We start from the raw sequence: 13908 nt of genomic DNA, 5'->3' as shown, positions 1-13908 counted from the left end.
CCCTCCCTCAGCGGCTGGCGTCCGGGGTGAAGGTCGAGAAGTCGACCAGCGTTCCCAGCATTTGCAGATAAGCCACCAGCGCATCGGCCTCGGTCAGGTCAGGCTGACCGTCGAAGTTGCGCACGCTGACCTTGTCACCATAACGTTCGAGCAGACCGTCAAAATCGCTATCCGGATCGGCCTGCGCCCGGAAATCTGCCTGCGCGTTGGCCAGCATCTCTTCCGTATAGGGCGTGCCCACAACCGCATTCGCCGCCATGATGTCGCCGATATATTTGCCGTCGATCTTGCGGTGCTCGAGGAAGCCGTATTTGGGCATCACTGATTCCGGCACCACCGATTGCGGGTCACGCAGGTGATCCACATGCCACTGGTCGGAATACCGGCCACCCACACGGGCCAGGTCGGGCCCGGTGCGCTTGGACCCCCACTGGAACGGGTGGTCATACATCGACTCGGCCGCCAGCGAGTAGTGGCCATAGCGTTCGACCTCATCCCGCATCGGGCGGATCATCTGGCTGTGGCAGGTATAGCAGCCTTCGCGGATGTAGATCTCGCGCCCCGCCATTTCGAGAGGGGTGTAAGGGCGCATGCCCTCCACCTTCTCAATGGTGTTCTCAAGATAGAACAACGGGGTGATCTGCACCAGGCCACCGATGGTCACGACCAGAAAGCTGAAGATCAGCAGGAGGGTCGCGTTGGTCTCGAGGATCTTATGTTTGTCGAGAATTGCCATTGCTCCGGCCCTCCTTATTCAGCCGGGACCGCGACGGTCAGGCTGGCCTCTTTGGCCGGTGCCTTACGAACGGTCATCCACAGGTTGTAGCACATGATCACGGCGCCAGCGACGAACATCACGCCACCCAGAGCACGCACCACATACATCGGGAACTTGGCAGCCACGGTATCGGCGAACGAGTTCACCAGGAAGCCATTGGCATCCACTTCACGCCACATCAGGCCTTCCATGATACCGGTCACCCACATCGACGCGGCGTAGAGCACGATGCCGATGGTGGCGAGCCAGAAGTGCCAGCTGACCATCTGCAGCGAATACAGACGCTCCCGCTTCCACAGGACGGGCACCAGGAAGTACAGCGCACCAAAGGTGATCATGCCGTTCCAGCCCAACGCGCCCGAGTGCACGTGTCCAATGGTCCAGTCCGTATAGTGGCTCAGCGAGTTCACCGCGCGGATCGACATCATCGGGCCTTCGAAAGTGGACATGCCGTAGAAGCCGACCGAGATCACCATCATCCGGATCACAGGGTCGGTACGCAGCTTGTCCCACGCGCCCGACAGGGTCATCAGACCGTTGATCATACCGCCCCAGGACGGCATCCACAGGATCACTGAGAACACCATGCCCAGCGTCGATGCCCAGTCAGGCAGCGCGGTATAGTGCAAGTGGTGCGGACCGGCCCAGATATACAGGAAGATCAGTGCCCAGAAGTGGATGATCGACAGCTTATAGCTGAATACCGGACGCTCGGCCTGTTTCGGGATGAAGTAATACATCATGCCCAGGAAGCCCGCGGTCAGGAAGAAGCCTACGGCGTTGTGGCCGTACCACCACTGGATCATGGCATCCTGAACGCCCGACCAGACGATGACCGATTTCGAGCCCCAGATGCTGACCGGGATGGTCATGTTGTTAACCAGGTGCAGCATGGCGACGGTGACGATAAAGGCCAGATAGAACCAGTTGGCCACATAAATGTGGGGTTCTTTCCGCTTGACGATCGTGCCCAGGTAAACGGCCAGGTAGGCGACCCAGACGATGGTTAGCCACAGGTCAACATACCATTCCGGCTCGGCGTATTCCTTGGACTGCGTACCGCCCAGCACATAGCCGGTGGCGGCCAGCACGATGAAAAGCTGATACCCCCAGAACACGAACCACGCCAGGTTGCCGCCCCACAGGCGCGCGGCGCTGGTGCGCTGTACCACGTAGAACGAGGTCGCGATCAGCGCGTTACCGCCAAAGGCAAAAATCACCGCCGAGGTGTGCAGCGGACGCAAACGGCCAAAATTCAGATATCCCTGCGCCCACTCAAAGTTCAGCGCCGGAAATGCCAGCTGAAAGGCGATAAAGGTTCCCGCCAGAAACCCGACCACGCCCCAAAGGGCGGTCGCGATCACGCCATAACGGATGACGTCATCCATATATTCGGCCGAGCGGTCGACAAGAATATCTGGCTCATCCGTATTTCGAAGCGTCCAGATGAACAAACCACCGGCGATCAGCATCACCAGAATTGCGTGCACCTGATACGCCAAATCGCGTGCATAATTGGTTCCGATCGCTGCGAACAGCGTGATCAGACCAAGCACGATCAGCTTGATGTAATTTGACATATTGCGTCCCTTTGCCATGCCCTGCGCGATTCTTATTTGTCACAGGACCCTTTTGACTGGCTGCTGTTTTGTCGGACAGCGGCCAGAACTGCTTTGATCTGTATCAAGACAGTACTCTGATTTCTGTGACAATCGTAGTCGAAGAATTGGGCCTTAAGGCCGCAGTATGACGACCCCGGGAGGCAAGAGGTCGAAAATGGCTTACAAATCACTTCTCACTGTTTTGACGGACCCAAAGCAGGGCGGATCAGCGCTGGCTCAGATGGCAGCTCTGGCGGATGCACAGGACGCGCATGCCGAGGCCCTTTGCCTTGGCGTCGATCGCAGCCAGACCGGGTATTATTATGCCGGTGCAAATGCCCTGATCCTTCAGGAAACGCTGAGCCGCGCAAATGCCGAAGCGGATGAAGTACTGGCGCAGGCGAAGGACTACCTGTCCAAGACCGGAACCCGCTGGTCCGCCGAAAGCGGTGTGGCCCAGATCGCCGACATCGGACGGCATGTCGCGCATCGCGCCCGGTTCTCCGACCTTGTCATCCTGCCCAAACCTTACGGACCGGATCGCGGCGCCGAGGCTGAGCCCATCGTCGAAGCCGCAATGTTCGAGGGACACGCGCCGGTTCTGATCACACCTGAGGACGCAACTCCGTTCAAGCGCCCCGGCACGATCATGATCGGCTGGAACGAAAGCGTCGAAGCCATGCGGGCCATTCGCTGTGCCCTGCCCTTCCTGATTCAGGCTGATCTGGTGCGGATCGTCGTGATTGATCCTCCGCGCCATGGCCCCGACCGGTCCGACCCCGGCGGAATGTTGTCACAATTGCTGGCGCGCCATGGGGTGAAATGTGAAATCGACGTGCTCAGCAAGACCATGACGCGCGTGTCAGATGTCCTGAACCGTCACGCCTCGGATACCGAGTCGGACATGATCGTTATGGGCGCCTATGGTCACTCCAGATTCCGCGAAGCCATTCTGGGCGGTGCTACGCGGAATATGCTTGAACAAGCTTCGGTACCGGTGTTCCTGGCCCACTAAGACTTTTACGACTTCAAAAAGCCGCCCTTCCGGGCGGTTATTATCCGCGCCGCACAAGCCCGATCAGAAACAACAATATGACCGCCCCCAGTGTGGCGAAGATTATGGACGAGAACACGCCGCCGCCAACGGCAAAACCCAGCGCCGGGAAGATCGTACCAGCCAAAAACGCCCCCACGACGCCGACAATGATGTTGCCAAACAGGCCGAATCCACGGCCTTCCATGATCTTGCCTGACAGCCAGCCGGCGACTGCGCCAATGAACAACATCGCCAGTATGCTACTGAATACCATGGGTTACTCCTGAGAATTGTTTCGCTCAGGGTCAGTAAATCACGGCGCGCCTAACCAGTCACGCCGCAATGGTCTCAGACCAGAAAGCCACCATCCGAATCGTCGCCGGCCTCTTCCATCAGACGACCCATATCCGGGATCGTGACGTGGCGCTTGCCTTCCAGAGTGATGATGCTTTCCTTTTTCAGGGCCGAAATCTGCCGGCTGACCGTTTCCAGCGTCAGGCCGAGATAATCTGCCATCGCTTCTCGCGTCAGAGGCAGATCGAACACGATCGGCCCTGTATTTCCCTTTTGGGAAATTGACGCATCGCGGCGGGCAATGATTGACAACAGGCTGGCGATCTTCTCCCGCGCGGTTTTGCGCCCCAGAACCAGCATCCATTCCCGCGCCGCGTCAAGCTCGTCCAGCGTCATCTGCAAAAGCCTGTGGGCGATATGCGGTGTCTTTTCCATCAGATCTTCGAACGGCTTCTTGCGAAAGCAGCACATCACAAGATCGGTCGTCGCCAGCACGTCATACGGCGCCGATTCGCGGCCCGGCCGCCCGACGAAATCGCTGGGCAGTAAAAGACCGACCATTTGCGTGCGCCCGTCTTCCATTGTCTGCGTCAGGGACGCGATCCCCGAAACAACAGAGCCAACGAAGTTCATCTGGTCCCCTGACCAAATGATCGTCTGGCCGGCCTCGAAACTGCGGTAGTATTTTATGCCTTCAAGTTCTTCCAGCTCATCCGCATCGCAATGGGCGCATACGGCTCTGTGCCGTATGGGGCAGTCTGCGCAATTGGTATGGTCGACTTTGAATATCGGTGTCATGCACGTTTCCACTTGATCTCGGTCAAGGTATCTAGGCGAGCCGTCCTTTAACGGTATCGCCATGATAGTGAAACCACAATTGGCCAAGCTTGGACTATTTGACGCGAAAGTCCCGCGTTACACAAGCTATCCCACCGCCCCCCATTTCAACAACGACGTGGGGGCAAGTCTTTATGGTGACTGGATTTCCGGGATCAAACCGGGCAGCGCCGTGTCGCTTTACATCCACGTCCCGTTCTGCCGCAGGCTGTGCTGGTTCTGTGCCTGCCGTACGCAAGGTACGCAGACTGACAACCCGGTAATCGCCTATGTTGACGTTCTGAAAGCCGAACTGGATTTGCTGGCTGCACGTCTGCCCGACGGCGTTACCCTGTCGCGCCTGCATTGGGGTGGTGGTACCCCGACCTTGCTGAACGCCGATCTGATGCGCGAATTGGCAGCCCGTATCCTTGATGTCGTGCCTCTGGGGCCGGATGCCGAGTTCTCGGTTGAAATCGATCCCAACGAGATTGATGAGGCCCGTCTGGATGCCCTGGCCGAATCCGGTATGAATCGCGCGTCGATCGGGGTTCAGGATTTCGACGATGAAATCCAGAAAACCATCGGCCGCATTCAAAGTTATGACACCACCCGCAATGCCGTGGACATGATCCGCGCCCGCGGTATTTCCAGCCTGAATGCCGACATTCTGTATGGTCTGCCGCACCAGACCAAAACGCGGATGACGGAAAGCGTACAGAAACTGTTGTCGCTCAGCCCGGACCGCGTGGCGTTGTACGGATACGCGCATGTGCCGTGGATGGCCAAGCGTCAGCAGCTTATCCCATCCGACGCCCTGCCCACACCCGAGCAACGGCTTGACCTGTTCGACACCGCACGGCGCCTGTTCTTGTGGGACGATTACGCCGAAATCGGGATCGACCATTTTGCAACGCAGGATGACGGCCTCACCCATGCCCTCAAGGCGGGTCGGCTCAAGCGGAACTTCCAGGGATATACGGACGACCAGGCCGAAGTTCTGATCGGCGTCGGCGCCAGTTCGATCTCGCGTTTCCCGCAGGGCTATGCCCAGAACGCGCCCGCGACCTCGGCCCATACCAAAGCGATCCGCGAAGGGCGGTTCTCGACCTCGCGCGGGCACCTGTTCAAAGGGCAGGACGTTTTGCGCTCGCGTCTGATTGAGGCATTGATGTGCGATTTCCAGATCGATACGGCGGAAATCCTGCGCGATCACGACGTCACCGCCGCCGAATTGCGCGACATGTATCACTGCGCCAACGCAGAGTTCGACGGTATGCTGAGCATCACTGATGATGGCTTGTTCATACCGGTCGAAGCACGGCCGCTGACGCGGATGATCGCCCGCAGTTTTGACACCTATGACCTAAGCAAGGCCGGCCACAGCTCAGCAATCTGACCCGAAAAGAGGACAGGGCTTGACGCGATGGGTTGGTTTTTCCCACACTCAAAGTGCGGGCGGCACCCCGCCCGCGCCCGAGGCAGGCTGAATACCAGACAATCCATGCCGACGCATCCGCGTTCGACAACCCTTTTCGTGCAGCTGTACTGCAATTTGAAAGAGGGACAGCACCCATGCGCGTTTTCACCGTCCTCGGCCCCAGCCAATCGGGCAAAACCACTCTGGTCGAGGCCATTAGCCGCCTCGACGACCGCCCCACCACATTCGACGTATCCGGAACCGTGCATTTGCACGGTTTTTCTTACTTGGGAGAGCCCTGGTGCGCCGTGGACGTGGATGGCGGCGGCGACAATCTGGCCTATGTCGGACCAGCCATGGCAATCTCGGACGCCGCCGTCGTGGTCGTACCACCCGATCCGAACGCCGCCGTTTTGTGTGCCCCCTACCTGCGACTGGTCGAAGAAGCAGGCATTCCCTGCTTTCTGTTTATCAACCGCATGGACAGCCCCAATGGTCGAATCCGCGACATTATCGCGGCGCTTCAAACCTATTGCAGCCATCACATCGCACTACGTCAGGTGCCCATTCGCGACGGAGACACGATCGTCGGCGCGGTCGACCTGATCTCGGAACGGGCGTGGAAGTATCAGGAAGGGCAGCCCTCGGCCCTGATCGAACTGCCGCAATCTGTCGAGGACCGCGAACAGGAAGCCCGCACCGAGTTGCTGGAAACCCTGTCCGATTTCGACGACAACCTGCTGGAACAGCTGATCGAAGACAAACAGCCGCCCAGCGCCGAGGTTTACGACCTGGCCGCGCAGGTGTTGCAGAACCATCAGTTGATTCCTGCGTGCCTGGGTGCCGCCAGCCATGGCAATGGGTTGACCCGATTGATGAAAGCTCTGCGGCACGAGGCTCCGGAGTTCAATATCGCCGCCGGCCGGGACGAAGCGGCGGAAAACGCCCGCGCCATTGCCGGGTTCGCGGATGTAAAGAAACATATCGGCAAGATCGTCGTCCTGCGTGGTCTGGGCGCAGGGGTGAAAGCGCACGAGGATCTGGGGGGTGAAACCGTCGGCAACCTGACGACGCTGGACGCCAAAACGCAAATCTCCGAACTGGAAGCCGGACAAATCGGGCTGGCGGTGAAATCCGATCACCTGAACCCGGGTAACCTCTATGACAGCAAATCAGCGACCCCGCTGCCTGAATGGGCGGCGTCCCATCCCGTTGCGCACCGGCAGATCGTATCGCCGTCGCATGAACGTGACGACGTGCGGTTGTCCAACGCGCTGAGTCGCCTGGTGGAAATCGACCCGGGCCTGCATCTGGAACAGGATGAACTCAGCGGTCACGCCGTTTTGGGCTCGCAGGGGCCGCAGCACATGCGGCGCGTCACCGCCAAGCTGGCCGAGGATTTCGGCATCGAAATCGAGGCCGAACAGGTCGAGACCGCATATCGCGAAACCATCCGTGCACCCGTCGAGCATCGTCATCGCCACCGCAAGCAATCCGGCGGGGCGGGGCAATTCGCAGACGTGGTGATCTCGGTCGCGCCCATGCCGCGCGGAGCGGGGTTTCAGTTCGAGGAGATCGTCAAGGGTGGGGCGGTACCCAAGAACTATATCCCCTCGGTCGAACATGGTGCCAAGGATGCGCTGGCGCAGGGACCCGAAGGTTTCCCGGTAGTTGACGTCAAAATCACGCTGAGCGACGGGAAGCACCATAACGTGGACAGCTCGGATTACGCGTTCCGTACGGCCGGAAAGAATGCGGTGCGCGAAGCCTTACCGCAGGCCAAACCCGTGGTCCTGCAACCCATCCTGACCGCCGAGATTCACCTGCCGTCAGAATTCGTGGGCGACCTTGTTCCAACCATCAGTTCGCTGCAGGGACAGGTTCTGGGATTTGAAGGCAACCCCAACGCCTCAGGCTGGGAGATTTTCAACGCCCAGCTTCCCGCCGTGGCCGAGGACGAACTGCACCGCACCCTTGCCAGCGCCACGCGGGGAACCGGTTGGGTCAAGCTAAGCTTCGATCATTATGAGGAACTGCGCGGACCGGTGCCGAAATCCGCGTCTCGAGAAACGGCCAGCGCCTGAAATCTAATGGCGGGCTGCTATCAGCCCGCCGCCGCAATCAATTCGCGGGTATAGTCTGTCTGAGCGTTCTCAAACAAATCCTCGGCTTCACCCATTTCGATAACATCGCCATTTCGCATGACGATCACGTTATGGGACATGGCGCGCACGACCTTCAAGTCATGGCTGATGAACAGATAGGCCAGCCCGTATTTCCGCTGCAGATCGCGCAGAAGATCGACGATCTGCACCTGCACCGTCATGTCCAGCGCACTGGTCGGCTCGTCCAGTACCAGCAGTTTGGGCCGCAGAACCATGGCGCGCGCGATGGCGATCCGCTGGCGCTGCCCACCTGAAAACTCGTGCGGGTAGCGGTCCATCGCGTCCGGGTCCAGGCCAACCTCGGTCATCACTTCAGCTACCAGGTCACGCGGGGCGCGGTGGGGGTCGACCTTGTGGATAGCCAGCCCCTCGGCAATGATCTGCTGGCAAGTCATGCGCGGGCTGAGGCTGCCAAACGGGTCCTGAAATACGATCTGCATATCCTTGCGCAGCCGCCGCAGCTGGCGTGTGGACCAGCGCCGCACGTCCTTGTCGCGAAAAGTGATTTCTCCCTCGGACGCGATCAAACGCATGATCGCCAGTGCCAGCGTTGTCTTGCCCGAGCCACTTTCGCCCACGATGCCCAGCGTTTCCCCGGCGCGTACGCTGAGCGTGGTGTCGTTCACCGCTTTCACATAGCCGACCGTACGCTTCAGAAATCCGCGCTGGATCGGGAACCAGACCTTCAGGTGGTCGGTCCGCGCAACCTCTTCGGCGTCCGCAGCCACAGGGTCCGGGTGGCCCGACGGTTCGGCCGCCAGAAGCTTGCGCGTATAGGGGTGCTGGGGGTTGTCGAATATTTCGGTGGTTTCACCCGTCTCGACGATCTCGCCGTCCTTCATCACGCAGACACGGTCGGCAATACGACGCACGATGCCCAGATCGTGAGTGATGAACAGCATCCCCATATTCTCGGATTTCTGCAGCTCGGCCAGCAATTCCAGAATCTGCGCCTGAATTGTCACGTCCAGAGCCGTTGTTGGTTCGTCTGCGATCAGAATGTCGGGTTTATTGGCCAGAGCCATTGCGATCATGACCCGCTGCCGTTGCCCGCCCGACAACTGGTGCGGATAGCTGTCCAGCCGGTCCTGAGGATCCCGAATTCCGACCTTGGTCAGAAGCTCGATTATCCGGTCGCGGGCCGCGTTGCCTGTCAGATTCTGATGCAGGGCCAGCGACTCGGCCATCTGCTTCTGGATCGTGTGCAGCGGGTTGAGCGACGTCATCGGCTCCTGGAAAATAAAGCTGATGTCGTTGCCGCGCACGTCCATCAGCTTGTCCTCGGACGCGCCGATCATTTCGTGCCCGTCGTATTTGACAGAACCCTCGACCATTGCACTGTCACCCAACAGCGATACCGTGGACAAGGCCGTGACGGACTTGCCCGAGCCGGACTCCCCCACCAGCGCAACCGTCTCGCCCCGATCCACGGAAAAGGAAACGCCGTCGACCGCCGCGTTGACTTTCCCGTCCTGCCGGAACGAGACTTTGAGGTTGTTCACATCCAGCAGGCTCATGAAAACGTCTTTCGCGGGTCAAACGCATCGCGGACACCTTCGAAAATGAAGACCAATAGCGACAGCATGATGGCAAAGGTGAAGAAGGCGGTGAAGGCCAGCCACGGCGCTTGCAGGTTCTGTTTGGCCTGCAAGGTCAGTTCACCCAACGACGGTGCCGAAGATGGAAGGCCAAAACCCAGGAAATCCAACGAGGCCAGCCCCCCGATCGTGCCAGTCACGATGAACGGCATGAAAGTCAGTGTGGCCACCATCGCATTGGGCAGCATATGGCGGAACATGATCGTCATGTTGCCGACACCCAGCGCCCGCGCGGCGCGTACGTATTCCAGGTTCCGCGCCCGCAGGAATTCTGCGCGGACAACGCCCACCAATCCGGTCCAGCTGAACAGGATCATCAGCCCCGCCAGCAGCCAGAAACTTCGCCCCAGAATCGCGAACATGATGATGATCACATAAAGCGACGGCGTGGCCGACCAGATTTCGATGATGCGTTGGAAAACCAGATCGAGCCAACCGCCGAAAAAGCCCTGAATTGCGCCGGCGAAAATACCGACTAGGCTGGCAACCCCTGTCACCATCAGCGTGAACAGGATCGACAGGCGAAAGCCGTAAATCACCCGGGCCAGAACATCGCGTTTGGTATCGTCCGTACCCAGCAGGTTCTGCCCATTTGGCGGCAGCGGCGCGGCACCGGGGCGGTCCACACTGGTATTGTAGGAATAGGGAATCCAAGGCCAGACCGCCCACCCCCGTTCGAACCCGTCGGCCTGGAATGTCCCGGCCCTGATCTCATCGATGATCCCTTCCGGGTCATCAAAGCATGCCTCCAGCCCACCGCTGTCGATCAGACATTTCACTTCGGGATCGCGATAGATCGCTTCGGTCTGGAAATCGCCGCCGAACTCTGTTTCCGCGTAGAAACTGAAGATCGGCGTAAAAAACTCGCCGCGATATTTCACCAGGATCGGTTTGTCATTGGCGATGAATTCGGCGAACAGCGACAGACCGAACAGCACTGAGAAGATAATCAGCGACCAGAAGGCCCGGCCATTGCGCCGGAAGTTGCGCCAGCGTCGCTGGTTGAGAGGGGACAGTGCCATTTACCCCTCCCGCTTTTCGAAATCGATGCGCGGGTCGACCAGCACATACATCAGGTCGCTGATGATACCGACGACAAGGCTCATCAGACCAAAGATGAAAAGCGTTCCGAAGATTACGGGATAATCCCGCGCCACAGCAGCCTCAAAGCCGAGACGGCCAAGGCCGTCCAATGAGAAAATCGTTTCGATAATAATCGAGCCGCTGAAGAACACGCCGATGAACACCGCAGGGAATCCCGCGATGACGATCAGCATCGCATTGCGGAAGACATGGCCATACAGCACCTTCTGCTCGCTCAGGCCCTTTGCGCGGGCTGTCATGACGTAATGCTTTTTGATTTCATCCAGAAACGAGTTCTTGGTCAGCAGCGTGAGCGTCGCAAAAGCCGAAATTGTCAGGGCAATGACCGGCAAGGTGATATGCCAGAAATAATCCACGATTTTGCCAAACAGGCTGAGGCTGTCCCAGTTGTCCGAAGTCAGCCCCCGCAATGGGAAAATCTGCCAGTAGGAACCACCCGCAAACAGCACCAGCAGCAGGATCGCAAACAGGAAGCCGGGGATGGCATAGGCCACGATGATGGTGCCGCTGGTCCAGGTGTCGAATTTCGAACCGTCCTTGACGGCCTTGCGAATGCCCAGCGGGATCGACACCAGATAGGCGATCAGCGTGGACCACAGACCCAGAGAGATCGACACGGGCATCTTTTCCAGCACCAGATCGATCACGCTGATCGACCGGAAATAGCTCTCGCCGAAATCCAGCGTAAGGTAATTACCCATCATAGTCAGAAATCGTTCGATCGGAGGCTTGTCGAACCCAAACTCTTTTTCCAGCTCTTCGATGAATTCTTTCGGCAAACCACGGGCGCCGATGTATTCGCTGTCAGAACCAAAAGTTTCTTCGGTTGGCGCACCTTCTCCGCCAGCAAAGCCCGCGAACACATCACCTTCGCCCTGCATTTGGGCCAGTATTTGCTCGATCGGGCCACCCGGCACAAATTGCACCAGGGTGAAGTTCACAATCATTATTCCAAGTAGCGTCGGTATGACCAGCAAAAGCCGGCGAAGAATATACGCGCCCAAATCGGTTACCTCACCGCGCCCGCAGCTTTCAGTTTCTGGTACTTCTCTTCATTAAACCACCAGAAGTCAAACTGCCCGACGGCCAGCGGCGGCAATTCTTCAGGATGTTCGAACATATCGTAATACGCAACCCATGTGTCCGCGACATACCCGGTTGGGACCTGAATGCGAAGATATCGCAGAACGCGATCCAGAGACTTGAGTGCTGCAATCTCTTCTTCGCGCGATTTCGTATCCAAGGCCGCATCAATAATCGCGTCCACGAGCGGTTCCTGCAGGGATTGCGGGTTGTAAGAAGACACGACTGCGGTCTCTGAACCATACGCCTGTTTGAGGCCTGTACCCGCTTCCAGGAAAGGCTGGTTGCGGAAAAAGATCATATCAAAATCTTTATCGTAATACCGCTGAATCCATTGCGCGCTGTCGGTTTTTTCGACTGTAACTGCGATGCCAAAGCTCTCCAGATTTGCGGCATAGGTGGTCACAATGGCTTCGGCCGTATCCGACGACGCAGCGTTCAGCATGATTGTGATCTCAAGCGGCTTGCCTTCCACGTCTTGCAGCTTGCCGTTGCTGGACACCATCCACCCGGCTTCTTCGAACAGTTTCAGCGCTGTTCGCTTGTTGCGACGGTCAACCGTACGGCCTACATTCGACGAGTGAGCACGCACCGCGTCCTGCGTGAAAAGCTCTTCGGGTACAATATCACCCAATGACTTCAGGAACGTGATTTCCAGCTCGTCGGGCAAACCATCGGCCGCGACCTCAGAGTTTTCGGCAAAGGAATGACGCTGTTCGGTCAACCCGAACTGCAACGATTCCGACGTCCATTCGAAATTGAATGCCAGCCCAAGCGCCTCGCGGACCTTGATATTGTCAAACGGCGCGCGCTGCATGTTGAAAATGAAGCCCGACGGCGATGGAGGCGACATTACTGGAATGCTTTCGCGTTTTACGTATCCATTTTGGACCGCGGGGAAGTCATAACCAGTGGCCCATTTCTTGGTGCTCCCCTCAGCGCGGAAGGTATACAAACCCGCTTTGAAAGCTTCGAACTCGGCTGCATCGTCCGCAAAATACTCGACCCGAACAGTTTCAAAGTTGTGGCGGCCTACGTTGATCGGCAAGTGCCAGCCCCAATAGTCAGGGTTGCGCCGGTAAACGATGTAGCGGTTAAATTCGTAGTCATCGAGCACATAAGGCCCGCTTCCCATGGGTGTCACCAGGCTTTGTTTATCCAGCCTCTCACCTGTTTTTTCGTACCAAGCTTTCGAGAAAACGGGCGTTCCACCAACTTGTGAGATAAGTGACCGGCGCGAGATACCGTCTACGAAGTTGTACTTGATCGTGTGGTCATCGATGATCTCGTACCCTTTGATGCGCTGTTTGACCGCCCGCGCATAGCTGCGGATACCCTGTTCAAGGAAAAGGTCATGCGTAAACGCCGCATCATGCGCCGTCAGCGGCGTGCCATCGGCGAACCGTGCCTCTGGCCGCATGTAGAAAATACACCATTCCTTGGTGCTGGGGTATTCGACGGATTCCGCCAGCAAACCATAGGCTTCGGTGATGGAGTCCGCGGGCGAAGCAGATCCAAACGGGCTGTCACCGAACATACTTTCGGCGATCAACCCGGAATAAAGGCCCGCTTTGCCCTGCCAATTAAACCGGTTCATTCCGTCGAATGTACCCCGCGAAGATACGGAGATTTCACCGCCAACAGGCGCGTTCGGATTGACATAATCGAAATGTGCAAAGTCAGGCGGGTATTTGAGGTCTCCAAAGAAGGAATACCCATGCGCTTTGATGATTTCGCTACCAGCGGTGCCAGCGGCCATAGCGCCAGTCAGGCCAGGCGTCATAGCGGCCACGGCGCTTCCGCCCAACAGTTGTAGTGCTGTCCTCCGCTTCATGGTCGTCAGCGTCGATTTCGTGCAGTTATTTGTCATGCCCGCCTCTTCTACAGCCATTGGAACGTCTTAATGCGCCTAAACCTAGCTAAAGGTCCAGCACTGACAGTTTCAAGTTTAGAATGCGTGAACGCTTTGTGAAGTTTTTCTTAGGTAAAAAAATAAAGCCGCTGCACAGGGCA

Annotated in this window: 11 protein-coding genes; 3 read left to right on the top strand and 8 right to left on the bottom strand. The window is 58.0% G+C overall.

Annotated elements, in window-relative coordinates:
• Positions 1-7: 7 nt before the first annotated feature.
• Complete coding sequence (gene ccoO, locus GOX66_RS19840; protein WP_170764825.1) at positions 8-736, bottom strand: cytochrome-c oxidase, cbb3-type subunit II; 729 nt, start codon at positions 734-736, stop codon at positions 8-10.
• Positions 737-750: 14 nt separating this feature from the next.
• The gene (ccoN, locus tag GOX66_RS19835) at positions 751-2358 is read right to left on the bottom strand and encodes a cytochrome-c oxidase, cbb3-type subunit I (protein ID WP_170764823.1); all 1608 of its coding nucleotides are present in this window, start codon (positions 2356-2358) and stop codon (positions 751-753) included.
• A gap of 196 nt (positions 2359-2554) precedes the next feature.
• Between ccoN and GOX66_RS19830 the strand changes: the two genes are divergently transcribed.
• Positions 2555-3394, top strand: coding sequence for a universal stress protein (locus GOX66_RS19830; protein WP_170764821.1), 840 nt, complete (start codon positions 2555-2557; stop codon positions 3392-3394).
• Between the two features lie 40 nt (positions 3395-3434).
• Here GOX66_RS19830 and GOX66_RS19825 read toward each other — a convergent pair whose 3' ends face one another.
• Entirely contained in the window at positions 3435-3689 is a 255-nt protein-coding gene (locus tag GOX66_RS19825) for a GlsB/YeaQ/YmgE family stress response membrane protein (protein ID WP_170764819.1), read from the bottom strand.
• Between the two features lie 74 nt (positions 3690-3763).
• Entirely contained in the window at positions 3764-4507 is a 744-nt protein-coding gene (gene fnrL, locus GOX66_RS19820) for a transcriptional regulator FnrL (RefSeq protein ID WP_170764817.1), read from the bottom strand.
• Between the two features lie 61 nt (positions 4508-4568).
• Between fnrL and hemN the strand changes: the two genes are divergently transcribed.
• Positions 4569-5924, top strand: coding sequence for an oxygen-independent coproporphyrinogen III oxidase (gene hemN / locus GOX66_RS19815; protein WP_170764815.1), 1356 nt, complete (start codon positions 4569-4571; stop codon positions 5922-5924).
• Between the two features lie 176 nt (positions 5925-6100).
• The gene (locus tag GOX66_RS19810) at positions 6101-8029 is read left to right on the top strand and encodes an elongation factor G (RefSeq protein WP_170764813.1); all 1929 of its coding nucleotides are present in this window, start codon (positions 6101-6103) and stop codon (positions 8027-8029) included.
• Between the two features lie 20 nt (positions 8030-8049).
• On the opposite strand, the gene GOX66_RS19805 is transcribed toward GOX66_RS19810, so the two are convergent.
• From GOX66_RS19805 to GOX66_RS19790, 4 genes are read right to left on the bottom strand one after another with little or no spacing between them, the layout of a single operon-like run.
• Positions 8050-9627 carry an ABC transporter ATP-binding protein gene (locus GOX66_RS19805; protein ID WP_170764812.1) on the bottom strand — a complete coding sequence of 526 codons (1578 nt, stop codon included), beginning with the start codon at positions 9625-9627 and terminating at the stop codon, positions 8050-8052.
• Positions 9624-10730 carry an ABC transporter permease gene (locus GOX66_RS19800; protein ID WP_170764810.1) on the bottom strand — a complete coding sequence of 369 codons (1107 nt, stop codon included), beginning with the start codon at positions 10728-10730 and terminating at the stop codon, positions 9624-9626. Before GOX66_RS19800 ends, GOX66_RS19805 begins: the two co-directional genes overlap by 4 nt.
• Positions 10731-11816, bottom strand: a complete 1086-nt coding sequence (locus GOX66_RS19795; protein WP_170764808.1) for a microcin C ABC transporter permease YejB — start codon at positions 11814-11816, stop codon at positions 10731-10733. It lies immediately after the preceding gene.
• Between the two features lie 5 nt (positions 11817-11821).
• Positions 11822-13765 carry an extracellular solute-binding protein gene (locus tag GOX66_RS19790; protein ID WP_237212693.1) on the bottom strand — a complete coding sequence of 648 codons (1944 nt, stop codon included), beginning with the start codon at positions 13763-13765 and terminating at the stop codon, positions 11822-11824.
• Between the last annotated feature and the right edge of the window lie 143 nt (positions 13766-13908).

Source organism: Ruegeria lacuscaerulensis, assembly GCF_013031245.1.
In the GTDB taxonomy this organism is placed as follows: domain Bacteria; phylum Pseudomonadota; class Alphaproteobacteria; order Rhodobacterales; family Rhodobacteraceae; genus Ruegeria; species Ruegeria lacuscaerulensis_C.
The sequence above is the reverse complement of the archived record's forward strand: the minus strand, read 5'-3'. Positions and strand labels throughout refer to the sequence as shown.